22 protein-coding genes are annotated in these 22,788 nt (G+C 71.3%); 8 read left to right on the plus strand and 14 right to left on the minus strand.

Annotation, left to right across the window (positions count from 1 at the left end; translation table 11 throughout):
• Nucleotides 1-108: 108 nt before the first annotated feature.
• The 4 genes from nfi to ACZ6O2_RS02795 all read right to left on the minus strand — a co-directional run bounded on the left by nfi (nucleotide 109) and on the right by ACZ6O2_RS02795 (nucleotide 2,466).
• Nucleotides 109-801 (minus strand): deoxyribonuclease V, encoded by a 693-nt coding sequence (gene nfi, locus ACZ6O2_RS02780; RefSeq protein WP_466021791.1) that lies wholly within the window; start codon nucleotides 799-801, stop codon nucleotides 109-111.
• 167 nt (nucleotides 802-968) lie between these two features.
• Nucleotides 969-1,541 carry a DinB family protein gene (locus ACZ6O2_RS02785; RefSeq protein ID WP_466021792.1) on the minus strand — a complete coding sequence of 191 codons (573 nt, stop codon included), beginning with the start codon at nucleotides 1,539-1,541 and terminating at the stop codon, nucleotides 969-971.
• 60 nt (nucleotides 1,542-1,601) lie between these two features.
• On the minus strand, nucleotides 1,602-2,051 hold the full coding sequence (locus tag ACZ6O2_RS02790; protein ID WP_466021793.1) for a hypothetical protein: 450 nt from the start codon (nucleotides 2,049-2,051) through the stop codon (nucleotides 1,602-1,604).
• Nucleotides 2,052-2,169: 118 nt separating this feature from the next.
• Nucleotides 2,170-2,466, minus strand: coding sequence for a hypothetical protein (locus ACZ6O2_RS02795; protein WP_466021794.1), 297 nt, complete (start codon nucleotides 2,464-2,466; stop codon nucleotides 2,170-2,172).
• Between the two features lie 514 nt (nucleotides 2,467-2,980).
• Here ACZ6O2_RS02795 and ACZ6O2_RS02800 point away from each other — a divergent pair.
• From ACZ6O2_RS02800 to ACZ6O2_RS02810, 3 genes are all read left to right on the plus strand, one after another.
• Complete coding sequence (locus ACZ6O2_RS02800) at nucleotides 2,981-3,550, plus strand: IS607 family transposase (RefSeq protein ID WP_466021795.1); 570 nt, start codon at nucleotides 2,981-2,983, stop codon at nucleotides 3,548-3,550.
• Nucleotides 3,547-4,761, plus strand: coding sequence for an RNA-guided endonuclease InsQ/TnpB family protein (locus ACZ6O2_RS02805; RefSeq protein WP_466021796.1), 1,215 nt, complete (start codon nucleotides 3,547-3,549; stop codon nucleotides 4,759-4,761). Before ACZ6O2_RS02800 ends, ACZ6O2_RS02805 begins: the two co-directional genes overlap by 4 nt.
• Before the next feature lie 138 nt (nucleotides 4,762-4,899).
• Nucleotides 4,900-6,132 (plus strand): SUKH-3 domain-containing protein, encoded by a 1,233-nt coding sequence (locus tag ACZ6O2_RS02810; protein WP_466021797.1) that lies wholly within the window; start codon nucleotides 4,900-4,902, stop codon nucleotides 6,130-6,132.
• A 1-nt stretch (nucleotide 6,133) separates the two neighbouring features.
• On the opposite strand, the gene ACZ6O2_RS02815 is transcribed toward ACZ6O2_RS02810, so the two are convergent.
• Nucleotides 6,134-7,573, minus strand: a complete 1,440-nt coding sequence (locus tag ACZ6O2_RS02815; protein ID WP_466021798.1) for an aldehyde dehydrogenase family protein — start codon at nucleotides 7,571-7,573, stop codon at nucleotides 6,134-6,136.
• A 135-nt stretch (nucleotides 7,574-7,708) separates the two neighbouring features.
• Between ACZ6O2_RS02815 and ACZ6O2_RS02820 the strand changes: the two genes are divergently transcribed.
• The 4 genes from ACZ6O2_RS02820 (at nucleotide 7,709) to ACZ6O2_RS02835 (ending at nucleotide 13,472) form a co-directional block, all read left to right on the plus strand.
• Entirely contained in the window at nucleotides 7,709-9,145 is a 1,437-nt protein-coding gene (locus ACZ6O2_RS02820; protein ID WP_466021799.1) for a gamma-aminobutyraldehyde dehydrogenase, read from the plus strand.
• A 5-nt stretch (nucleotides 9,146-9,150) separates the two neighbouring features.
• Nucleotides 9,151-10,425, plus strand: coding sequence for a 4-aminobutyrate--2-oxoglutarate transaminase (gabT, locus tag ACZ6O2_RS02825; RefSeq protein WP_466021800.1), 1,275 nt, complete (start codon nucleotides 9,151-9,153; stop codon nucleotides 10,423-10,425).
• 171 nt (nucleotides 10,426-10,596) lie between these two features.
• Entirely contained in the window at nucleotides 10,597-12,531 is a 1,935-nt protein-coding gene (locus ACZ6O2_RS02830; protein WP_466021801.1) for a proprotein convertase P-domain-containing protein, read from the plus strand.
• A 506-nt stretch (nucleotides 12,532-13,037) separates the two neighbouring features.
• A complete protein-coding gene (locus tag ACZ6O2_RS02835) occupies nucleotides 13,038-13,472 on the plus strand; it encodes a DUF6299 family protein (protein ID WP_466021802.1) in 435 nt (144 codons plus the stop codon).
• An 89-nt stretch (nucleotides 13,473-13,561) separates the two neighbouring features.
• Here the strand turns inward: ACZ6O2_RS02835 and ACZ6O2_RS02840 are convergent, their stop codons facing one another.
• The 9 genes from ACZ6O2_RS02840 to ACZ6O2_RS02880 form a co-directional block, all read right to left on the minus strand.
• The gene (locus ACZ6O2_RS02840) at nucleotides 13,562-13,873 is read right to left on the minus strand and encodes a helix-turn-helix domain-containing protein (RefSeq protein WP_466021803.1); all 312 of its coding nucleotides are present in this window, start codon (nucleotides 13,871-13,873) and stop codon (nucleotides 13,562-13,564) included.
• Nucleotides 13,870-14,256 carry a type II toxin-antitoxin system RelE/ParE family toxin gene (locus tag ACZ6O2_RS02845; protein WP_466021980.1) on the minus strand — a complete coding sequence of 129 codons (387 nt, stop codon included), beginning with the start codon at nucleotides 14,254-14,256 and terminating at the stop codon, nucleotides 13,870-13,872. Before ACZ6O2_RS02845 ends, ACZ6O2_RS02840 begins: the two co-directional genes overlap by 4 nt.
• 68 nt (nucleotides 14,257-14,324) lie before the next feature.
• Nucleotides 14,325-15,338: an agmatinase gene (gene speB, locus ACZ6O2_RS02850; protein WP_357455228.1), complete on the minus strand. Its 1,014-nt coding sequence runs from the start codon at nucleotides 15,336-15,338 to the stop codon at nucleotides 14,325-14,327.
• The gene (locus tag ACZ6O2_RS02855) at nucleotides 15,335-16,537 is read right to left on the minus strand and encodes a saccharopine dehydrogenase family protein (protein ID WP_466021804.1); all 1,203 of its coding nucleotides are present in this window, start codon (nucleotides 16,535-16,537) and stop codon (nucleotides 15,335-15,337) included. Before ACZ6O2_RS02855 ends, speB begins: the two co-directional genes overlap by 4 nt.
• On the minus strand, nucleotides 16,537-17,997 hold the full coding sequence (locus ACZ6O2_RS02860) for an NAD(P)/FAD-dependent oxidoreductase (RefSeq protein ID WP_466021805.1): 1,461 nt from the start codon (nucleotides 17,995-17,997) through the stop codon (nucleotides 16,537-16,539). Before ACZ6O2_RS02860 ends, ACZ6O2_RS02855 begins: the two co-directional genes overlap by 1 nt.
• Nucleotides 17,994-18,803 carry an ABC transporter permease gene (locus ACZ6O2_RS02865; protein ID WP_466021806.1) on the minus strand — a complete coding sequence of 270 codons (810 nt, stop codon included), beginning with the start codon at nucleotides 18,801-18,803 and terminating at the stop codon, nucleotides 17,994-17,996. The genes ACZ6O2_RS02860 and ACZ6O2_RS02865 overlap by 4 nt, the downstream gene beginning before the upstream one ends.
• A complete protein-coding gene (locus ACZ6O2_RS02870) occupies nucleotides 18,800-19,711 on the minus strand; it encodes an ABC transporter permease (RefSeq protein WP_350703240.1) in 912 nt (303 codons plus the stop codon). The genes ACZ6O2_RS02865 and ACZ6O2_RS02870 overlap by 4 nt, the downstream gene beginning before the upstream one ends.
• Complete coding sequence (locus ACZ6O2_RS02875) at nucleotides 19,708-20,874, minus strand: ABC transporter ATP-binding protein (RefSeq protein WP_466021807.1); 1,167 nt, start codon at nucleotides 20,872-20,874, stop codon at nucleotides 19,708-19,710. Before ACZ6O2_RS02875 ends, ACZ6O2_RS02870 begins: the two co-directional genes overlap by 4 nt.
• A 5-nt stretch (nucleotides 20,875-20,879) precedes the next feature.
• On the minus strand, nucleotides 20,880-22,064 hold the full coding sequence (locus ACZ6O2_RS02880; RefSeq protein WP_466021808.1) for a polyamine ABC transporter substrate-binding protein: 1,185 nt from the start codon (nucleotides 22,062-22,064) through the stop codon (nucleotides 20,880-20,882).
• A 205-nt stretch (nucleotides 22,065-22,269) separates the two neighbouring features.
• On the opposite strand from ACZ6O2_RS02880, the gene ACZ6O2_RS02885 reads away from it, so the two are divergent.
• The gene (locus ACZ6O2_RS02885; protein ID WP_350703245.1) at nucleotides 22,270-22,782 is read left to right on the plus strand and encodes an Lrp/AsnC family transcriptional regulator; all 513 of its coding nucleotides are present in this window, start codon (nucleotides 22,270-22,272) and stop codon (nucleotides 22,780-22,782) included.
• Nucleotides 22,783-22,788: the final 6 nt, after the last annotated feature.

Raw genomic sequence — 22,788 nt, forward strand, 5'->3', positions numbered from 1 at the left:
CGGTGGTCGCGTCGCTGCACCTGACATTCGTCGGCGGACGGGACCGCGGGTGTCGACATCCTCCGGTGGCGCGCACCGCGTCCCGGGCGGGCGGGGCGCCTGCGGGCGTCAGCCCGATGCGGCGGCGGCCAGCGCGTCGCGGCAGAGCCGGTCGGCGGTGCGGGTGGTCTCGGGCAGCCGGTAGCGCGGCGTCAACGCGAGCACCCGGGCCGTCGCGTTGTCGAGGCTCATCCGGTGGCCGACGCTGACGAAGACCGGCTTCACGCCGTCCCGGGTACGCAGCACCCGGCCCACGATCTCGTCCCCGTCGCGCAGCGGCGTCCACGCGCCGCGCTCGTCGGCCGGCGGGGCCCACTCGCCGAGCAGCGGCGTCTTGCCCACCCCGATCGCCGGCAGGCCGGTCACCACGCCCAGGTGGCAGGCCAGCCCGAACCGGCGCGGGTGGGCCAGCCCGTGCCCGTCGCAGACCAGCACCTCCGGCCGCACGGTCAGCCGGTCGAGCGCGTCGAGCAAGGCGGGCAGCTCGCGGAACGCGAACAGCCCCGGGACATAGTCGAAGGCGGGCCGGCCCACGCTGACCGCCGAGTCGACCACCGCGAGCGTCCGGGCGTCCAGCACCGTCACGGCCGCCGCGAGGCGGTCGCCACTCTCGGCGTACGCGACGTCCAGGCCGGCCACCGTCGCCGGCTCGGCCGGCCCCGGCCCGACCAGGTCAACCAGCGGCCGCAACCGCTCCTGTACGGCCAACGCCTCCGCCACGCTGCCCGGCACAGCAACGGGCCCACCGGACACCTCAGACATGCCGACCTGCGCGATCCCCGATCCGTCCGTCGTCACGACAACCGGCCGGTGGCCTGCCTGCCGGCACTCTGCTGGCCAGCGGACCGCTGGTCGGTGTCTGGTTCAGCCATTTCGCCATGCTATTCCGGCCCCACAAACCATCCCGTCCACGGTGAACGGCGACGCTCCTACTGGCCGACGCGGCCGTCGATCAACTCGCGGAGCAGGTCGGCGTGGCCGTTGTGCCGGGCGTACTCCTCGATCATGTGCACCAGCAGCTCCCGCAGCGAGACCTCCCCGTCGCCGTGCCGGCCCGTGACCCCCAGGTCGTCGGACTCGGCGACGAAGCGCTCGGCGAACTCCACCTCCGCCCGCCAGGTGCGCCACGCCTCGGCCACCACCTCCGGGTCGCCGACCGCGCCGTCGAAGTCGCCGTCCGGGTCGGCCTTCGAGCAGTAGAGCTTCGGCGCGTCCTGACCGGCCATCGTCCGCCGGAACCAGCCCCGCTCCACCTCCGCCAAGTGGCGGACCAGGCCGAGCAGCGACAACTTCGATGGCGGTACGGCCCGCCGGGCCAGCGCCTCGGCGTCCAGGTCGGCGCACTTGAGTTCCAGGGTGAGCCGCTGGTCGCGCAGGTACTCGACGAGGATCGTGCGCTCGTCGTAGTGGTTGCCGTCGGAGCGGGGGTCGTCGTCCGGGTGGACGAACATGTTCGACCAGGCGAAGTTCTGGGTGGGGCGGGCGGCGGCGGATTCAGCCATACGAGCGACCCTGACCGACGCCGGACCGGGGTCGCAACAGGTTTCCGTCGGCGGCGGAACTCACCCCTCGCCGCCTTCTGCGCCTAGCAGAGGATCAGCTGCGGGGTCTCCCGCCCGCCGAAGTTCCTCTTCGAACATGACGAAGGTCTTCCTGCGGATTCCCGTGACCAACGCCGCCTCGTGAGGCGTGAGCGGCCGACGCTCCGCGGCCGCCTGCTCCTCAATCGCACTCACCGTCTCGTACAGGGCGAAGATCGGGCCACTGCCGCTTAGATACCGCCCGCGGTCATGCTCGGTGAATCCGATGAACTCGTCGCGCGACAACTCCTCAATCTCATCGCCACCGGCGAAGAGAACCTTGCGGACCAACTCGTCGGCGCGTTCCCAACCTCCGGTCTTCCTTGATAGTCGCCAACCCTGGATCTGGCCCACCTCATCCGATATGAGCTTGAGGGGGGTCTCGTAGTAACTGAAGAGGGCCGGAAGTTTTCCCGGCGGCCGAGTATTCACCGCTCCATCGCCTCTCGCTCATGGCGTTCCAGAGCAGTCCGGAACGCTTCCTGCTCCCAGAGGGAAATGATGGCCGCAGCAAGGTCCTTCAATGACGACACATCGTCTGGTATTCAGTTCAGAAGTCTTGACGACGGCAATACGGGACGGGCTTGGCGTCGACAGAGCGGACTATGCCGGCACCCAGGCCCTCTAGGTGCCGCCCCACGCGTAGCACGAACTCCTCAAAGCCCCGGTACTTCTGCTCGAAGGCCGCGCCGATGTCGTCCTTGCCCCACGGCCGGAATGCGCTTGCCGCAGCGATGGCCCCGCCCACCTCCCAGCGCCGTGCGCCGACGGCCTCGCCGGCGAGCGAGAGATCGGTGCCGCCGCGCCGGGCAGGCTGTGGGTCGAGCCAGAGTTGCCCGTCCATCATTCGCCCCGGCGCAGCGCCGAGTCTGCCCGACCCAGCAACGATCCGAAATCACCCGTACGCAGGAAGTCGACCGCTCCGGAGCCTGCGGGCAGGTAGCCGGCCACCAGTTCCTGGGTGGCGGAGGCGGCGGTCGCACCGGCCCGGTGGGTCGTGGTAGTGATCTCCCGGCTTAACGCCTTCGCGTCCCGGTCGTTGTAGACGAGCGCAGCTCCACCGAGATCAGGTCGCCCCGGCCCCGACGATCGTGGTCACCTGACCGTCGTCGGAGCGCTCCGTTACCCGCAGCTCGGCGAGCCGGGCCTGCAGCTCGTCCAAACCGTCGCCGATAGTCCCCGTACACCTCGTCGAACCGCGCCCGCAGCGCGATTGGCGTCCCGGTCCACGCTCTCGCCCAACGCCACCCTCCCCGGTCACCGTCGACAGGGCGAACCATACCGACCGCGACGATTCTGTGGGGCGACAGGCGTCGGCGTTTCATCATTGATTCTCAGTCTTCTTCCGTTATTATGAGTGCGTGAAGTTGTCTGAGTGGGCGCGCCGGAACGGCGTGCATTACCAGACGGCGTGGTCGTGGGCGAAGAACGGGCGGATGCCCGTGCCGGTGGTGAAGACCGACACCGGCCGGTACCTCGTCCTCGAGCCGGTGGTTGATCCGGTCGGGCGGACGGTCGTGTACTGCCGGGTTTCCTCGGCCGATCAGAGAGCTGACCTGGAGCGGCAGGTCGGGCGGGTGGTTACCGCCGCTACCGCGCGGGGGCTGAGGGTGGCCGAGGTTGTTACCGAGGTGGGGTCTGGGCTTGACGGCGACCGGCCGAAGTTGGCAAAGCTGCTGCGCGACCCGCAGGTCATCACCATCGTGGTCGAGCATCGGGACCGGCTGGCCCGCTTCGGCGTCGAGCATCTGTCCTGCGCTCTCGCGGCGGCCGGCCGTAGCATCGTGATCATTGACGACGCCGAGGTGGCCGATGATCTGGTGCGGGACATGGTCGAAATGCTCACCTCGTTCTGTGCCCGCCGGTATGGCCGGCGGTCAGCCAGCCGCAAAGCGAAGGCCGCGATGACGGCGGTGGATGCGACCGCGTGAGCCGCGTCAAGCAGGGCTTCCGAGTGGAGCTGAACCCCACCGTGGAGCAGCGCGTCCGGCTCGGCCAGCACGCCGGCCTGTCGCGGGTGGTGGAGAACTTCTGCCTGGCGCTGGTCAAGGCGGCGCTCGACCAGCGGGAGGCGGAACGCTCCTACGGCGTGCCGGATGAGCTGCTGACGCCCGTGCCATGGTCAGCGCCTGCGATGGAGAGGGCGTGGCGAGCCGCCCATCCCACCGTGTTCCCGTGGTTCGCCGAGGCGGGTTTGTCGTCGCGGGTGCCGAAGGAGGCATGCCGGGTCCGGGCAGCCGGGCTGAAGAACTGGGTGGCCTCCCGCACCGGCGGCCGCCGTGGACGCCGGATCGGGTTCCCGACCTGGCGTAAACGCAAGCACGGATCCCGGTTCCGCTACGACGCCGACCGGGCCCGACCCACCAGTGCGCGCGCCGTTACCCTGCCCGGTATCGGCCCGGTGTCGGCGCGGGAGGACATGTCGTGGCTGACCGACCGGCTCGGCGACGGACGTGCCCGGATCATCGGCGCGACGGTACGCGAGCGGGCCGGCCGCTGGTGGGTGTCCTTCCAGGTCGACATTGACCGAACCGACGTCAACATCCGGCGAGCGGTTCCGGCGGAGGCGCCGACCTGCGGCATCGATCTCGGACTCACCACGTTCGCGGTGATCGCCGACGACACCGGCGCGGTGGAGGAGGTCCACGCGCCGCGCGCGTTGACAGCGGCGCAGCGCAAGCTGCGACGGGCGAACAAGACCCTGGCCCGCAGCCAGCGCGGGTCGAACAACCGGGCCAAAGCCGTTGGCAAGGTTGCCGCCGTGCATCTGTCCGTGGCGCACAGGCGGGCTGATTTCCTGCACCAGCTCACGACGAGGCTCGCGAGAACCAAGCGCGCCATCGCCGTCGAGTCGCTCAACTTCGCCGGGATGGTCCGTAACCGCCGCCTGGCCCGCGCCGTGTCCGACGCTGGATTCGGCGAGTTCGTACGGCAACTGGAGTACAAGACCGTCTGGTACGGATCGAAGGTATGGGCGGCCGACCGCTGGTACCCGTCGAGCAAGACATGCGGCGACTGCGGGACGATCAACACGGCCCTGACCCTGTCCGACCGAGTATGGGCGTGCCAGTGCGGCAGCATCCACCAGCGGGACCACAACGCCGCCCGGAACCTGCTGGCCGCCATGCACGCCGCCACCTAACGATCATGTCGCCGGGCAGTTCCCCGGAGACACGAAACGCCTGTGGAGGACCCGTAAGACCCCGGCATGCCAGGGCACGGACCTACGAAGCAGGAAGAGAATCACCGATTCTCCGAACGGTCCGGTAGTTTCGAGCCGGTGATCGACCGCCAGCAGGCCGAGCAACTCGCTGCCGTGTGGGCCCGCCGCGAGTCGCAGCGGCTGGGACACGAGTGCCGCCCGACGGTCGACGAGTTCGAACTCGGTTACGTGATCACGTCCACTGTGTCCGTTGACGCGAGGACGGTGCCGGGCGAGCTGCCGACCACCGTGGTGGACAAGCAGACCGGTGAGGTGACCACCTGGCCGCGCGTGCCGGTGGAGATCGTCGAGCAGATGTACCGCACGAGCCGGGCGGAGGGTCCTGGCGCGCCGCGCACGGTCGATCCGGCGAGCCAACTGCTCCGCGAGATCCGCCGGCTACCGACCCCCGGCACGGCGGCGCACCTGACCGTGGAGGGCCGGCTGTTCCGCACGCAGGGGGCCAAGGGCGACGTCGAGCTGCACCACCATCCGCTGGTCCGCGCCTATTTGGACGAGCTGCCCGCCGGCCACCTGGCGCGCGGGGGCGACCGGCACGCCGAGCTGATCGTCGTCTCGGACGTCCTGCACGACTTCGATCACCGCCGTGCCGCCGAGGGCATCGCCCCACTGGATATGACCGACGCGGAGACGCTGCTGGGCGGTGCCCGCTTCGAGGTCTTCCGGGTGCGCGAGTCGGGCGACCCGTACGGCGGCAGGGCCGAGCGTGCCTGCGACTCGTGTCTCAACTTCCTGGTGCACTTCAACGTGTTGCCCTGGTCGGAGCTGGCCTTCACCGCCGAATGGCATCCGGAGCCACAGCGCCCGCATCATCCGGACCGCTTTCCACCTGCGGTCGCGGACGCGTTGATGGAGGCTGGCTGGGAGGACAGCGAGTTCAATCCGGCCCTGGCCGCCGGGGCGATGCGCGAGACGTGCGAGGTCACCGGCCAGCGACACCGCCACGAGCCGTTCCCGGCGGCGGAGCGGGCGCTGACCGCCTTCCCCGCCGTCGTGAGCAGTCGCCGGGGCCCCGGCGAGGAGGTGTGGATCAGTCGGTTCACGACCAATCCGCTCCGGAGCGCGCACTCGGCCGACACGCTGGCCGATTTCGCCGCCGTCCTCGGGGTGCGGCTCTTCCCCATGGGGTCCGAGCACGGTGACAGCATCCTCGCTGTCGACGAGCGGGGTCGGGTGTTCGCGTTGGACCAGGCCGGCGAGTGGTTCCTCGGCGCGGACGTCGACGCCGCGCTGACCACCCTGCTGCTCGGCCGTGCCCCGGCCCGCGTCCGCGACGACGGCACCTGGTGAGCTACAAAGTCACCCCGGTCAGCACCATGACGCGCGGGTCGGTGTAGTCCTCCATCGCGCTGCGCAGTCCCTCGCGCCCGACGCCGCTGCCCTTGACCCCGCCGTACGGCATCTGGTCGGCCCGGTACGACGGCACGTCGCCGACGATGACCCCGCCGACCTCCAGGGCGCGGTGCGCGGCGAAGGCGACGTCCAGGCGGTGGGTGAAGACGCCCGCCTGCAACCCGTACGCCGAGTCGTTGACGGCGGCGAACGCGGCCTGGTCGTGCTCGACGGGGGCGACCACCAGCACCGGCCCGAAGACCTCCTCGGTGCAGACCTTGGCGTCCGCCGGCACTCCGGTGAGCACGGTCGGCGGGTAGGTGGCGCCTTCGCGCCGGCCGCCCACCTCGATGGTGGCGCCGGCCGTGACCGCCTCGTCCACCCACGCCTCGACGCGGCGGGCGGCCTCCTCGGACACCAGCGGGCCGACGTCGGTCAGCTCGTCGGACGGGTCGCCCGTGCGCAGCTCCTGCACGGCCGCGACCAGCCGGGGCAGGAACGCGTCGTAGAGCCATTCGTGCACGTAGACCCGCTGCACGGCGATGCACGACTGCCCGGCCTGGTAGTTGGAGAACGTCGCTGTGCGGTGCGCGGCGAAGGTCAGGTCCTCGTCGGTGTTCCAGTCCTCGCAGATCACGGCGGCGGCGTTGCCGCCCAGCTCCAGGGTGACGTGCTTGTCGGGCACCGACCGGCGGATCGCCGCGCCGACCGGCCCGGAGCCGGTGAACGACACCACCGGCAGCCGGGGGTCGGCGACCAGCTCGGCGGCGCGCTCGTTGGGCAGCGGCAGCACCGAGAACATCCCCTCCGGCAGGTCGGTCTCGGCGAGCAGCTCGCCCAGCAGCAGCGCGGACAGCGGGGTGGCGGGGGCGGGCTTGACGACGATCGGGGCGCCGACCGCGATGGCCGGGGCGACCTTGTGCGCGACGAGGTTGAGCGGGAAGTTGAACGGCGCGATGCCGAGCACCGGCCCCTTCGGCACCCGCCGGACCAGGGCGATCCGCCCGCTGGCGGCGGGGTCGGTGTCGAGGCGTTGCAGCTCGCCGGAGAACCGCCGCGCCTCCTCGGCCGCCCAGCGGAAGGTGGAGACGGCCCGGCCCACCTCGGCCCGCGCCCACTTGAGCGGCTTGCCGTTCTCGGCGGTGATGAGCCGCGCGATCTCGTCGGCCCGCTCGGCGAGCCGCCGGGACACGTGGTCCAGGGCCGCCGCGCGGGCGTGCGCGGGCAGGGCCGCGGCCGTCGCGGCCACCCCGGCGGCTGCCGCGACGGCAGCTTCGACCTGGGCGGCGGTGGCGAGGGTGGTACGACCGACGGCGCGCCCGTCGTAAGGGTGGTGGACGGTCAGCTCGCCCTCGCCGTGGGCGGGGCGGGAGGCGACATAGAAGGCTGCGGACTCCACGTGGAGCAGCGTAGACGACCAACCCGTCCACGGAAACAGTCGCGTCAACCCTTGTCTGCCGCGAATTCAGTGGCCAAGATGGCAGTCAGATTGCGATAACCGCCGCAGACCACCCCCTCTCGGAGTGAGCCCGTCATGAGTGACCAGCAGCAGCTGCGCAACTTCGTCAACGGCGACTACGTCGAGCCGACCGACGGCGGCTACGCCGACCTGGTCGACCCGTGCACCGGAGAGGTCTTCGCGCAGGCCCCGGTGTCCGGGCCCGGGGACGTGGACGCGGCGATGCGGGCCGCCGCCGACGCCTTCGAGACCTGGCGGGACACGACCCCGGCCGAGCGGCAGAAGGCGCTGCTCCGGCTCGCCGACGCGGTCGAGGCCCGCGCCGCCGAGCTGGTCGACGCCGAGGTACGCAACACCGGCAAGCCGCGTCAGCTCACCGCCGAGGAGGAGCTGCCGCCGGCGGTCGACCAGTTCCGCTTCTTCGCCGGGGCGGCCCGGATGCTGGAGGGGCGCTCGGCCGGCGAGTACATGGCGGGGCACACGTCGTACGTGCGGCGCGAGCCGATCGGCGTCTGCGCGCAGGTCACCCCGTGGAACTACCCGCTGATGATGGCGGTCTGGAAGATCGCCCCGGCCCTGGCCGCCGGCAACACGGTGGTGCTCAAGCCGTCGGACACCACGCCGGTGTCGACGCTGCTGCTGGCCGAGATCGCGTCGGAGTTCTTCCCGCCGGGGGTGTTCAACGTGGTCTGCGGCGACCGGGACACCGGTCGTACGCTCGTGTCGCACCCGACCCCGCAGCTCGTGTCGATCACCGGCTCGACCCGCGCGGGCATGGAGGTCGCCTCCGCCGCGGCCCCCGACCTCAAGCGGACCCACCTGGAGTTGGGCGGCAAGGCCCCGGTGGTGGTCTTCGACGACGCGGACGTGGCGGCGGCGGCCGAGGCGATCGCGGTCGGCGGCTACTTCAACGCCGGGCAGGACTGCACGGCGGCGACGCGGGTGCTCGCCGGCCCCGGCGTCCACGACGACTTCGTGGCGGCGCTGGCCGAGCAGGCCCGCAACACGAAGACCGGCGCGCCGGACGACGCGGACGTGCTCTACGGCCCGCTCAACAACGCCAACCAGCTGGCCCGGGTGCGGGGCTTCGTGGACCGGCTGCTCGACCACGCGAGGGTCGAGACCGGTGGCTCGCAGGTCGGCGAGCGGGGCTACTTCTATGCCCCGACCGTCGTCAGCGGGCTGCGCCAGTCCGACGAGATCATCCAGGACGAGGTGTTCGGGCCGGTCATCACCGTGCAGCGGTTCTCCGACGAGGACGAGGCCGTGCGCTGGGCCAACGGCGTCGAATACGGCCTGTCGGCCTCGGTCTGGACGAAGGACCACGGCCGGGCGATGCGGATGACCCGCCGGCTCGACTTCGGCTGTGTCTGGGTGAACACGCACATCCCGTTCGTCTCGGAGATGCCGCACGGCGGTTTCAAGCACTCTGGCCACGGCAAGGACCTCTCGGTCTACAGCCTGGAGGACTACACCCGGATCAAGCACGTCATGCACAACATCGAGGGCTGAGCGCGATGGCCTCCTCCGACGAACTGCACAAGCGGCGCGGTGCGGCGGTGGCCCGCGGCGTCGGCAGCACCATGACGTCCTACGTGGACCGCGCGTCGGGCGGCACCATCGTCGACGTCGACGGCCGGGAGTGGATCGACTTCGCCGCCGGCATCGCCGTCACCAACGTCGGCAACTCCGCGCCGCGCGTGGTCGAGGCGGTGCGGGCGCAGGTCGCGCGCTTCACGCACACCTGCTTCATGGTCGCCCCCTACGAGGCGTACGTGGCGGTCTGCGAGCAGCTCAACGCGCTCACCCCGGGCGCGTTCGACAAGCGGTCCGCGCTGTTCAACTCGGGCGCCGAGGCGGTGGAGAACGCCGTGAAGATCGCCCGGCACGCCACCGGGCGGCCGGCGGTGGTGGTGTTCGACCACGCGTACCACGGCCGGACCAACCTGACCATGGCGCTGACCGCGAAGAACATGCCGTACAAGCACCGGTTCGGGCCGTTCGCCGGGGAGATCTACCGGGTGCCGATGTCGTACCCGCTGCGCGACGGCGGGCTGGACGGGTCGACCGCCGCGGCCCGCGCGATCGAGACGATCGAGAAGCAGGTCGGCGCGGAGAACGTCGCCGCGCTGCTGATCGAGCCGATCCAGGGCGAGGGCGGGTTCGTCGTACCGGCGCCGGGATTCCTGCCGGCGCTGCGGGAGTGGGCGACGGCGGCCGGGGTGGTGTTCGTGGCCGACGAGATCCAGACCGGGTTCTGCCGCACCGGCGACTGGTTCGCCTGCCAGCACGAGGGCGTGGAGCCGGACCTGGTCACCCTGGCCAAGGGCATCGCCGGCGGCCTGCCGCTGGCCGCGGTCACCGGTCGGGCCGACCTGATGGACGCGGTGCACGTCGGCGGGCTCGGCGGCACGTACGGCGGGAATCCGATCGCCTGCGCGGCGGCGCTCGCGTCGATCGCGACCATGCACGAGCTGGACCTGGCGGGGGCGGCCCGCCGGATCGACGCGGCGATGACGGCGCGCCTGCGGGCCGTGGCGGACCGCGATCCCCGCATCGCCGAGGTACGTGGCCGGGGCGCGATGCTCGCCGTGGAGATCGTCCGGCCGGGCAGCCTGACGCCCGACCCGGTCGCCACGGCGGCGGTCTCGGCGGCCTGTCACGCCGCCAGCCTGCTCACCCTCACCTGCGGCACGTACGGCAACGTGCTGCGCTTCCTGCCGCCGCTGGTGATCTCCGACACAGAGTTGCGTCGAGGGCTGGACATCCTGGACGAGGCTTTCGGCACGTAGCGGCGCGGGCGCGAGGCGGCGCCGCACCCACCCCTATCTTTGTTTCCCCCGAGTAACCAAACATCGATAGATCTACACATCGCGCTGCGAACGATCTACGCTCTTGCTCACTTTGATCAACTGCGATCGATGGCGGGACCGCCGTCGTGGAGCGAGAGGAACACCCGAGGGATGACACTTCCCCACCTTGCCGCGCGCCGCTGGCGTCTCGGCGTGATGACCGCCGCCGTCGCCACCGCCGTGGCGTTCGGCGCACCCGCGACGGCCGCCCCCGCCGAGGGGCAGATCCTCCTGGCAGGCGGCCCCACCGCCGTCGACGAGTCGTACATCGTCGTGTTCAAGGACGCCACCGTGGGACGGGCCGACGTCACGAAGCGGGCGCGCGACCTCGCCGGCCGGCACGGCGGCGCGGTCAACCGGACGTACCAGAACGCGCTGCGCGGTTTCGAGGCCCGGATGTCCGAGGCCGAGGCCAAGCGGCTCGCCGCCGACCCGTCGATCAGCTACGTCCAGCAGAACCACACCGTGCGGATCAGCGGTACGCAGAGCCCCACGCCGTCCTGGGGCCTGGACCGGCTCGACCAGCGCGCGCTGCCGCTGAACAACTCGTACACCTACCCGAACACCGGCTCGGGCGTGAAGGCGTACATCATCGACACCGGGATCCGGTTCGGCCACGGCGACTTCGGCGGCCGGGCCGTCACCGGGTTCGACTCGATCGACGGCGGCAGCGCCGACGACTGCAACGGGCACGGCACCCACGTGGCCGGCACGGTCGGCGGCAGCGCCTACGGCGTGGCCAAGGGCGTCACCCTCGTCGGCGTCCGGGTGCTCGACTGCCAGGGCAGCGGCACTGACGCCGGCGTCATCCAGGGCGTCGACTGGGTGACCGGCGACCACGCCGCCGGCCAGCTCGCGGTGGCCAACATGAGCCTCGGCGGCGGCTTCAGCCAGGCCCTCAACGACGCGGTGGCCCGTTCCATCGCCGACGGCGTCAGCTACGGCCTCGCGGCCGGGAACGACTACGGGGCCGACGCCTGCGACAGCTCGCCGGCCAGCACCCCCGCCGGGATCACCGTCGGCTCGACCACCAACACCGACGCCCGCTCGTCGTTCTCCAACATCGGCACCTGCCTGGACATCTTCGCCCCCGGCAGCTCGATCACCTCGGCCTGGCACACCAGCAACACCGCCACGAACACCATCAGCGGCACCTCGATGGCCACCCCGCACGTGGTCGGCGCCGCCGCGCTCGTGCTCGCCGCCAACCCGTCGTTCACCCCGCAGCAGGTGCGCGACAAGCTCGTCGCCGACGCCACCGGCAACGTGGTGACCAGCCCCGGCACCGGCTCGCCCAACAAGCTGCTCAACCTCGGCGACGGCGGCACCACGCCCCCGCCGACCACCGGCTGCACCCAGACCAACGGCACCGACGTGACGATCCGGGACAACGCCACGGTGGAGAGCACCATCACCATCGCGGGCTGCACGGGCAACGCGGGCGCCACCAGCACGGTCGCCGTGGACCTGGTGCACACCTACATCGGTGACCTCGTCGTCAGCCTCGTCGCCCCGGACGGCAGCGCCTACACCCTGCACAACCGCGGTGGCGGCTCCGCCGACAACATCAAGCAGACCTACACCGTCAACCTGTCCGCCGAGGTCGCCAACGGCACCTGGAAGCTGCGCGTCCAGGACGCCGGCGCCGGCGACACCGGCTACCTGAACAGCTGGACGCTCAACCTGGGCGGCTCCGGCACGCAGCAGTGCACCGGCACCAACGGCACCAACGTGACCGTCGGTGACAACGCGACGGCCACCAGCACCGTCGCGATCAGCGGCTGCACCGGCACCGCCTCGTCCAGCAGCAAGGTCGCGGTGCAGATCGTGCACACCTACATCGGGGACCTGGTCGTCAGCCTCGTCGCTCCGGACGGCAGCGCCTACACCCTGCACAACCGCAGCGGCAGCTCCACCGACAACATCAACCAGACCTACACGGTCAACCTCTCCTCGGAGACCCGTAACGGCAACTGGACCCTGCGCGTCCAGGACGCCGCCTCCGGCGACACCGGCTACATCGACACCTGGACCCTGACCCTCTAGGTCTCCGGAACGGACGGCCCGTCGGGCCGCCACCCAAGGGCCCCTCGCCGTCGCGGCGAGGGGCCCTCCTGCACCCTCGACGGGGAGCGGCCAGGCCCGCGACCGGTGGCGGCAGGCGGGCTACGACGACGAGCTGGTCGACCTGCTCGCGTCCTGACACGGCAACCCGCCCCTGGTGGCGCACCCGGTCACCGACACCGTCGAGCGGATGCCCGGCCGCCCGCCCCGCCCGTTCGCCACCTGGGCCCACACCCACGCCGCAGCCTTCCGCTGACCGCCCGCCATGTCTGGCGCCATCGTGAGCCGATATGCCGGTGAGGCACATTCCCGCCTCACCGGCATATCGCCCAACGAGGCAGGGAACAACGCCGCAAGCATGGTCATCCATCTACGGTGCTCGCTGTGTCCGAAATCCGGCCACCTCCTGATCTGCAAACGGTGGTGCAATGGCTGGCGGAGGGGCCGGCAAGGGGCACTGACCAGCGCAGACGGACAGGAGGCAGGAGATGCGATCCGTCAGACAACTCGGGAGACTCGCCCTCGTTGCGTGCCTCGCCACCGCGGCGACGCTCGGCGTCTCGCCGGGCACCGCACTCGCCCAGAGCGCGGCGATCACGGTCGACCCGGTCGGCACCTTCGACGCCCAGTCGGGCACCGCCACCATCAGCGGCACCTACGACTGCGGTGACGCGAGGGGCTTCGCCTTCATCGAGGTCAACATCAGTCAGCGCGTCGGTCGGGTATCCACGGTGACCGGCTCGGCCTTCACCGAGATCCCGGAGTGCACCGACGACACCAGCTCCGGCACGTGGACGGCGACGGTCCCGGCCAGCAACGGCGCGTTCCGTGGCGGCCAGGCCACCGCCAGCGCCCGGCTCGTCGTCGACACCACCGCCGTCGCGGAAACCACCGAGCCGGTACGACTCAGTGGCGGCGCCTGATCCTGAGGCGACGTCCGCACGCACACCGGTCCCCCGGGTCATCCGCCCGGGGGACCCGGCGCCGTCGGGTCGGGTCGGGAGGCGGGGGGTCAGGCGATCTGCCGCAGGTCGTTGCCGTAGTCGAAGATGATGCGGAGCCGAGCGCCCAGGGCCGCGGCGTAACGGCTCAGCGTGGCGACCTCGTTGACATCGAGGTGACCGTTCTCGATCTGACTGACCCGTCCCGGGGTGACGCCCATCAGTTCGGCCACCTGGCGCTGGGTCAGCCCCAGTCGCTTACGCTCCTCAGCCAGGTGGAACGCGCTCACCCACGCTTCGGTACGCGCCCGCTCCCTCTCGTGCTCCGTCTCGTCGTCACGAAGCTCGTCACGGACGTCTTCCCAGTCGTGGAACTCGGTCACGACTCCCCCCTTCGCCTGCGCTCGTGGTCGAGCCAAGCCTTGTAAGCGACCTCCGCCAGTGGAATGTGGTCGTGGTACCAGCGCGTCCAGTTGTGCGCCTTGTTGCCTGCCACGAGCAGGACGGCCTGTGACCAGGGATCGAAGACGAACAGCACCCGGACCGCGACGTCCCGTCCCGACCTGGGACGCAACTCCTTGAGATTACTGATGGCGCTACCCCGCAGCGTGTCGACCAGCGGACGCCCCAGCCCGGGCCCGACCTCCGCGAGCATGTCGACGGCCACGCTCACGCTCCGGTACGTATCCGGCTCGGTACGCCGAAGCTCCCGGAGCCACTGCCGGACCTCGCCGGTGACCCGCACGGACCAATGCCCCCCGGCCAGAGCACTCATGATGCAACTATAGCTCGAACTAAACAGGCTCCCTGGCGTCCGGACGGGGTGATCTGCGATCAGCGGGAGTCGAGAAGGGGTTGGGTCGGGGTCCAGGGCGGGTGGCCGGCGGCGTCGCGGCGGCGGCGGGCGATCGCCGACAGCGCCTCCAGCACCACCCGGTTGCCCAGGTACGCGGTGATGTCGGCGTGGTCGTACGGCGGGGCGACCTCGACCACGTCGACGCCGACGACCGGCAGCTCGTAGCAGCAGCGCCGCACCGCGTCGAGCAGTTGCCGGGAGGTCAGCCCGCCGGGTTCCGGGGTGCCCGTGCCGGGTGCCATGCCCGGGTCGACCACGTCCACGTCGACGGAGAGGAAGACCCCCTCGCACTCGTCCACCGCGATCCCGAACGCCTCCGTCAGGCACTCGTCCAGGCCTCGGGCGACCAGCTCGGTCATCTCGTACGACCGCATCCGCTGCTCCGCCATCCAGGACAGCACGGAAGGGCCGGGCCAGTAGCCGCGCAGGCCGATCTGGAGGAACCGGTCGCCGCGTACGGCGCCGGACTCGATGAGCCGGCGCATCGGCTGGCCGTGCCCGTGCAGGCTGCCGAACTCGATGTCCCCGGTGTCGGCGTGCGCGTCGAAGTGCACCAGCGACACCCGGCCCAGCCCGTGGTGGCGGGCGACACCGGTCGCGTCGGGCAGCGCGATGGAGTGGTCGCCGCCGAGCACGACGGGGATCGCCCCGGCCGAGGCGACCGCGAAAACCGCCGACTCCAGGGCGGCCAGGGACCGCTCGATGTCGCCGGAGAACATCTCGACGTCGCCGGCGTCGTACACCCGCAGGTCGCGCAGCGCGTCGACGCGCAGCGCGAGAGAGGGGCGGGAGCCGTCGTGCGGCAGGTAGCAGGCCTGCCGGATGGCGGACGGGCCGAACCGGGTGCCCGGCCGGTGCGAGGTGCCGCCGTCGAAGGGCGCGCCGACGATCACGACGTCGGCGTCGGCGAAGGACGACGGGTCGTCGAGGGCACAACGGTCGACGCCGAGGAAGGTGACGTCGGGGCCGAACATCGGGCCGTAGCGGGTCATCGCTCCTGCATCCCCCAGGGTGAGCCGTAACCGGTGAGCAGATCGAGGAAGGGGCGCGGGGGCAGCGCCTCCGGGCCGATCACCCCCGACCCGGACCACGCGCCGGTGGCGAGCAGTTCCAGGGCGACGACCGGGTTCACGGCGGTCTGCCAGACGACGGCCTGGTGGCCGTACTCCGCCATGGACCACTCGTTGTCGACGACGTGGTAGAGGTAGACCTCGCGCGGCCCGCCGCCGCGCGCCCTGCCACGCACCCAGGTGCCGGCGCAGGTCCTGCCGCGCATCCGGTCGCCCAGGGTCGCCGGGTCGGGCAGGCAGGCCGCCACGACGTCGCGGGGCGCGACGGTCACGCCGCTCACCCGCACCGGGGACGCCGCGTCGAGGCCGAGCTTGTGCAGGGTCCTGAGGACCTCGATGAACTCGTTGCCGAGGCCGTACTTGAAGGTGACCCGCTTCGCCGCGACCCAGCGCGGGATCAGCAGCACCTCCTCGTGCTCGACGTTGACGCACTCGACCGGGCCGATGCCCTCGGGGAAGTCGAACACCTCCGGCTCCGAGAACGGCGGGGTGGTGTACCAGCCGCGGCCGGCCTCCCAGATCACCGGCGGGTTGAGGCACTCCTCGATCGTGGTCCAGATGGAGAACGACGGCGCGAAGTCGTAGCCGTCGACGGTGAGGTTGCCGCCGTCGCGTACCCCGATCTCGTCGATCTCGGCGAACAGCTCGTCGGCGGCGTAGCGGGCGAAGACGTCCGACAGGCCCGGCTCGACGCCGATGCCGCACAGCGCCAGCCGGCCGGCGGCCGACCAGCGGTCGGCGGCGGCGAACTGGTCGTCGCCGAGCTTGACCCCGGTCTCGGCGTACGGCCGGTCGGGGTGCGGCCGGGACAGCGACATGGCCATGTCGAGGTAGTCCGCGCCGGCCGCGAACGCCCCGTCGAAGATCGGCATGACGAAACGCGGGTCGACCGCGTTGAGCACGTGGCTGATCCGGTGCTCGCGGCACAGCGCGGCGACCGCGTCCGCCGAGGAGGCGTCGACGGCGGCGGGAACGAAACGGTCGCCGTGGCCAGCCACGGCCCGCGCCGCACGGGCGGCGTCGCGGTCGGCGACGACCATGGTCTCGAAGAAGGAGCGGCGGGCGGCGATGGCGACGGCGGCGGAGCCGACCCCACCGGCGCCGACGAGCAGGATCCGCATCAGGAATCAAACCCCAAACCAAGACGATCGAGCGTACGGAGCCAGAGGTTGCGCCGTCCCGCTCGCGCGTCGGCCCGGGCCAGGGACCAGCGGGTGAGGTGGATGCCGGTGGCCCGCAACGGCTCCGGCGGGAACGGCAGCGGCTTGCTGCGCACCAGGTCGAGCCGGGTCAGCGGGGTCTGCCCGCCGCCCAGCAGGTCGAGCACCACGCGGGCGCCGAACCGGGTGGCGCCGACGCCGAGGCCGGTGTAGCCGGCCGCGTACGCCAGCCGGCCGTCGTACGCGGTGCCGAAGAACGGGCAGAACCGGGTGCAGGTGTCGATGACGCCGCCCCAGCGGTGGCTGAAGCGCACGTCGGCGAGCTGCGGGAACGTGGCGAAGAAGTGCTGAGCGAGGGCGGTGAAGGTGGCCGGCCGTTGGGCCAGTTCGGGGGCCATCCGGTTGCCGTAGTGGTAGACGGCGTCGTAGCCGCCGAAGAGGATCCGCCCGTCGCCGGTGAGCCGGTAGTAGTGGAACTGGTTGCCGGTGTCGGCGAGCCCCTGCCGGTTGCGCCAGCCGATCGATTCGCGTTGCGCGGCGGTCAACGGCTCGGTCGTCAGCGCGTAGTCGTAGACCGGCACCAGCCAGGCCCGCAGCCGGCGCAGCAGCGGCGGGAACGCGTTGGTGGCGAGGACGACCCGCCGCGCACGCACCGAGCCGGGGGCGCCGTGGCCGCCCGGCCCCGGCTCGTCGGCCCCGGGGGCGCCGGACGGTCCGCCACGGGTGGTGGCGCGCAGCGCGGCCCCGTCGCGGCGCAGCCCGGTGACCCGGGTGTGCTCGTGGATCCGCACGCCGAAGTCGAGGCAGGCGCGGCGCAGGCCCCAGGCCAGCTTCGCCGGGTCCAGCATCGCCACCCGGTCGCGGTCCCACAGCCCGCCGAGGTACGTCGGCGAGTCCACCTCGGCGCGTACCTCGTCGCGGTCGAGCAGCCGCACGTCGTGGCCGAACCGGCGGGCCAGGTCGACGTCGGCGGCCAGCCCGTCGAGCTGGTGGGGCTCGACCGCCACGGACAGCTCGCCGGTGCGCTCGAACTCGCAGTCGATGCCGTACGCGGCCACGGTGTCGGCGATGGCGTCCAGGTTGTCCCGGCCGAGCCGGTCCAGCACGTCGATCTCGTCGGGGAAGCGTTCGGCGCCGTTGGCCAGGCCGTGGGTCAGCGAGGCGGCGCAGAACCCGCCGTTGCGCCCGGACGCCGCCCAGCCGCAGGTGCCCGCCTCCACCAGCAGCACGTCCCGGCCGGGGTCGTCCTGCTTGGCGAGCAGCGCCGTCCAGAGGCCGCTGTAGCCGCCGCCGACGACCAGCAGGTCGGTGTCGGTGCCGCCGTGCAGCGGCGACAGCGGGTCGGGGCGTTCCGGGCGGTCCAGCCAGTACGGCACGGGCGCCGCGTCGGCGAGCGCCCGGCCGATGGGCGGGGCCGTCATGGCAGCCGCTTCGCCCGCCGGCCGCGCAGGGTGCTGGCGAGCACCAGCAGCAGCGCGACCACGAACATCGCCGTGCCGATGACGTTGACCTGCGGCGGGATGCCCCGCTGGGCGGCGCCCCAGACGTACATCGGGAACGTGACGGTGGTGCCGGCGTTGAAGTTCGTGACGATGAAGTCGTCGAACGACAGCGAGAACGCCAGCAGCGCGGCGGCCACGATGCCGGGCAGCACCAGCGGCAGGGTGACCAGCCGGAAGGTCTGCCACTCGCTGGCGTAGAGGTCCATCGCGGCCTCCTCCAGTCGGGAGTCCATCCCGGCCAGCCGCGCCTTGACGGTGACCACCACGAACGACACGCAGAACATGACGTGCGCGATGACGATGGTCCAGAAGCCCTGCGGCACCCCGGCGGAGACGAAGAGAGCGAGCAGCGAGGTGCCCATCACCAGCTCGGGGGTGGCCATCGGCAGGAAGATCAGCACGTTGATCCCGGACCGGCCGCGGAACCGGTGCCGCACCAGCGCGAACGCCATCAGGGTGCCGAGCACCGTGGCGACCACGGTGGCGATGAAGCCGATCTGGACGCTGCGCACCACCGCGTCACACATGTCGGAGGTGGCGCACGGGTTGCGCCAGTTGTCGAGGGTGAACTCGTTGAAGTCGTACGACAGGCGGCTGGACGGGCGGTTGAAGGACAGGGCGGCGACCACGGCGATCGGCAGGAAGAGGTAGCCGAGCACCAGCAGCGCCACGCCCATCACCCAGCGCTCGGCGAGCCAGCGACCGATGCGGTGTCCCACGGTCACAGCACCTCCTCCGTGCCGGCCCGGCGCAGGTAGACGAAGACGACCGCGAGGATCGCCGCCATCAGCAGGAAGGACAGCGCCGCGCCCTGCGGGTAGTCCAGCCGGACCAGGAACGCCGAGTCGATGACGTTGCCGATCATGTACTCGTTGGGGGTGCCGAGCAGTTCGGCGTTGATGTAGTCGCCGCTGGCCGGGATGAAGAACAGCAGCGTGCCGGCGACCAGGCCCGGCATGGACAGCGGCAGCGTGACCCGGCGGAACACCCGCAGCGGGCTGGCGTAGAGGTCGCTCGCCGCCTCCAGCAGCCGGTGGTCCAGCCGCTCCAGGCTCGCGTACAGCGGCAGCACCAGGAAGGGCAGGAAGTTGTACGTGAGGCCGAGCACCACCGCGACCGGGGTGGCGAGCAGCCGGCCGTCGGGGGCGAGCAGGTGCACGTCGCGCAGCAGCCCGACGACCCAGCCGTTGTCGGACAGGATCGTCTTCCAGGCCAGCGTGCGCACCAGGAAGCTGGTGAACATCGGCGCGACCACGCAGACCAGCAGCAGGTTCTTCCACCGGCCGGCCTTCTGCGCGATCGCGTACGCCAGCGGGTAGCCCATCAGCAGCGCCAGCACCAGCGCGATGCCGGCGTAGACGAAGGACCGGGTGAACTGCGGCCAGTACGCCGCGAGCGCGTCCGGGTAGTTGCCGACCGCCCAGGTCAGCGCGTACCCGGTGGCGAGCGAGCCGGCGGGGTCGTAGAGGCTGGCGGCGGCGAGCTGGAACAGCGGCACGGCGAAGAAGAGGAACAGCCACGCCGCGCCGGGCAGCAGGAGGAGGTACGGCAGGAACCGGTGCCGACCGGACCGGCGCGCCGGCGGGGGCGCCGCCGACCGCCCCGAACCGGGCATGTGCGCGAGGGCCGTCACGAGGACGCACCCACCGGCTCGTCCAGGACCGGCGTGGTCCGGTCGTGCTCGCCGGGCGCCCGGGGCAGCAGGAAGGCGTGCCGCGGGTCCCAGTGCGCCACCGCCTCGCTGCCCACCGCCAGCGGGCCGGTCACGCCGCTGTTGGCCACGAAGACCGACAGCTCGCTGCCCCAGCCGGTGCGCAGCAGGTACTGGGTGCTGACCCCGACGTAGGAGGCGTCGGTGACCAACCCGGTGACGTGCTGGTGCCCGGCGGGGACCTGGTCGACGGAGTCGACCAGGTGCAGCTTCTCCGGGCGTACGCCCAGGTGGACCGGCCCCCGGTCGACCCGGGCCCGGCCGGCGGGCACCGAGAAGCGGTTGCCGTGCGCCGAGACCGCCACCTCGCCGCCGCCCGGACCGGCGGCCTCGCCGGCGAGCAGGTTGGACTGGCCGAGGAAGTTCGCCACGAACGCGGTGGCCGGGAACTCGTAGATGTCGGCGGGTGCGCCGAGCTGCTCGATCTTCCCGGCGTTCATCACCGCGACCGTGTCGGCCATCGTCATGGCCTCCTCCTGGTCGTGGGTGACGTGCACGAACGTGATGCCGACCTCGGTCTGGATCCGCTTCAGCTCGATCTGCATCTGCCGGCGCAACTTCAGGTCGAGCGCGCCCAGCGGCTCGTCGAGCAGCAGCACCTGCGGGCGGTTGACCAGGGCGCGGGCCAGGGCGACCCGCTGCTGCTGCCCGCCGGAGAGCTGGGCGGGACGGCGGTGGCCGTAGTCGTCGAGCTGCACCAGCGCGAGCATGCCCCTGACCTGCTCGTCGACCGATCGGATGCCGCGCCGCCGCAGCCCGAAGGCCACGTTCTCGAAGACGTTCAGGTGCGGGAAGAGCGCGTAGCTCTGGAACACGGTGTTCACCGGCCGCTTGTACGGGCGCAGCCGGGCGATGTCCCGGTCGCCGAGCAGCACCTGCCCGCTGGTCGGTTCCTCCAGCCCGGCGATCATCCGCAGGGTGGTGGTCTTGCCGCAGCCGGACGCCCCGAGCAGGGCGAAGAACGAGCCCTGCGGGATGGTCAGGCTGAGGTCGTCCACGGCGGTGAAGATGCCGAACCGCTTGGTGAGGTTGGCCAGCCGCAGGTCGCCGGCCGGTGTCTCGCGCCCCACAGTCGCCGCGCCCATGCCGCTCACGCCCCGATGACCTGCTGGAACTTGTTCTCGTACTCGCGTTCCTGCTTCTCGTCCAGCGCCATGAAGACCTTGGACTTCGACAGCATGGTGTCGTCGGGGAAGATCAGCGGGTTGGCGGCCAGCTCGGGGTCGATCTTCTCCATCTCGGCCTTGGCGCCCTGGACCGGGCAGATGTAGTTCACGAACGCGGCGAGCTTCGCGGCGACCGCCGGGTCGTAGTAGTAGTTGATGATCTGCTCGGCGTTGCCCTTGTGGGTGGCCTTGTTCGGCACGAGGACGTTGTCCGACCAGAGCATCACGCCCGACTCGGGCACCACGAACTTGACCTTGTCGTCCTCGAAGCCGAGCTGGATGACGTCGCCGGACCAGCCGATGCACGCGGCGATGTCGCCCTTGGCGAGGTCCGGAGCGTAGTCGTTGCCGGTGAACCGGCGGATCTGGCCGGAGTCGACGGCCTTCTTGAGCTTGTTGAGCGCGTCGTCGAACTGCGGGCCGGTGAAGTTCGCCGGGTCGTGGCCGTTCGACTGGAGCAGCAGGCCCATGGTGTCGCGCATCTCGGACAGCGCCGTCACCTTGCCCTTGAGGTCGGGGCGGGTGAGCAGCTCGTCGACCGTCCGGATCTCCTTGGTCACCTTGCCGTTGTAGGCCAGCCCGGCCAGGCCGGACTGCCACGGGATGGCGAGCTGGTTCTCGGGGTCGAAGGACCGGTTGCGCAGCGACGGCAGCAGGTTGGCCTCGACGTTGGGCAGCTTCGACTTGTCGAGCTTCTGGACCCAGCCGAGGCGGATCATCCGCGCCGCCATCCAGTCGGTGAGGACCATGACGTCCCGGCCGGTGCCCTGACAGCCCGCGAGCTGGTTCTGCACCTTGCCGAAGAACTCGTTGTTGTCGTTGACGTCCTCGGTGTAGGCGACCTGGATGCCGCTCTGGGCGACGAACGCGTCGAGGGTCGGCCGCTTGGACTCGTCCTTCTCGTCCACGTCCATGTACTGCGGCCAGTTGGAGAAGGCCAGCTTCTTCTCGGTGGCGGACAGGTCCTCGCTGACGCAGCCGGCCTCCGTCTGGGTGGCGGCCTTGGTGCCGCAGCCGGCCAGCGAGCCGCCGGCGGCGAGCAGCGCGGCCGAGCCGAGGGTGCCGGTCAGGAGTCCACGCCGGGTGAGGGGCCGAAAGGGAGTACGCATGTGACGACTCCTAGGGGTCATCGTCGGCGGCGGGAACGGGGGTGGCGCGCCGGCGGGAGGGTCAGGTGCGGTGGACGACTGATCCTGACATGAGGTGACCTTCCTTACAAGGGATTCCGTTGCCGGAATAGCTCTGCACGACGAAATACGCCAGACTGCCCGGGGGCACTAGGCTCAGCCCGGGCACGGACATGGGGAGCGGTCGATGACGAACCGGCAGCACGACAACGGCAACGGCGGACGCAGGGTCACCGTCCGCGAGGGGGCCAGCCACGCACTGCTCGACGACGTGGCGAAGCAGATCATCGAGCAGCTCCAGGAGGACGGCCGCCGACCGTACGCGACCATCGGCAAGGCGGTCGGGCTGTCGGAGGCGGCGGTGCGCCAGCGGGTGCAGCGGCTGCTCGACGCCGGGGTGATGCAGATCGTCGCGGTGACCGACCCGCTCCAGCTCGGCTTCCCCCGCCAGGCCATGATCGGCCTGCGTACGAACGGCGACCTGGAGGCCGTGGCCGACCGCCTCGCCGAACTGGACGAGGTCGACTACGTGGTGATCACGGCGGGCTCGTTCGACCTGCTGACCGAGGTGGTCTGCCGCAACGACGACCACCTGCTGGAGATCCTCCAGCGGCTGCGGTCGGTCGAGGGCGTGCTCTCCACCGAGGCGTTCGTCTATCTCAAGCTGCGCAAGCAGACGTACACCTGGGGCACCGCCTGATCAAGC

It is taken from the genome of Micromonospora sp. NPDC048040, from assembly GCF_055587185.1.

Excerpts from the sequence above, each read along its gene's own strand:
- ACZ6O2_RS02860 (WP_466021805.1), bottom strand. The coding sequence starts at position 17,997 with ATGACGGCCCCGCCCATCGGCCGGGCGCTCGCCGACGCGGCGCCCGTG.
- ACZ6O2_RS02835 (WP_466021802.1), top strand. The coding sequence starts at position 13,038 with ATGCGATCCGTCAGACAACTCGGGAGACTCGCCCTCGTTGCGTGCCTC.
- ACZ6O2_RS02820 (WP_466021799.1), top strand. The coding sequence starts at position 7,709 with ATGAGTGACCAGCAGCAGCTGCGCAACTTCGTCAACGGCGACTACGTC.
- ACZ6O2_RS02880 (WP_466021808.1), bottom strand. The coding sequence starts at position 22,064 with ATGCGTACTCCCTTTCGGCCCCTCACCCGGCGTGGACTCCTGACCGGC.
- ACZ6O2_RS02830 (WP_466021801.1), top strand. The coding sequence starts at position 10,597 with ATGACACTTCCCCACCTTGCCGCGCGCCGCTGGCGTCTCGGCGTGATG.
- nfi (WP_466021791.1), bottom strand. The coding sequence starts at position 801 with ATGTCTGAGGTGTCCGGTGGGCCCGTTGCTGTGCCGGGCAGCGTGGCG.
- ACZ6O2_RS02795 (WP_466021794.1), bottom strand. The coding sequence starts at position 2,466 with ATGATGGACGGGCAACTCTGGCTCGACCCACAGCCTGCCCGGCGCGGC.
- ACZ6O2_RS02875 (WP_466021807.1), bottom strand. The coding sequence starts at position 20,874 with ATGGGCGCGGCGACTGTGGGGCGCGAGACACCGGCCGGCGACCTGCGG.
- gabT (WP_466021800.1), top strand. The coding sequence starts at position 9,151 with ATGGCCTCCTCCGACGAACTGCACAAGCGGCGCGGTGCGGCGGTGGCC.
- ACZ6O2_RS02785 (WP_466021792.1), bottom strand. The coding sequence starts at position 1,541 with ATGGCTGAATCCGCCGCCGCCCGCCCCACCCAGAACTTCGCCTGGTCG.
- ACZ6O2_RS02885 (WP_350703245.1), top strand. The coding sequence starts at position 22,270 with ATGACGAACCGGCAGCACGACAACGGCAACGGCGGACGCAGGGTCACC.
- speB (WP_357455228.1), bottom strand. The coding sequence starts at position 15,338 with ATGACCCGCTACGGCCCGATGTTCGGCCCCGACGTCACCTTCCTCGGC.
- ACZ6O2_RS02855 (WP_466021804.1), bottom strand. The coding sequence starts at position 16,537 with ATGCGGATCCTGCTCGTCGGCGCCGGTGGGGTCGGCTCCGCCGCCGTC.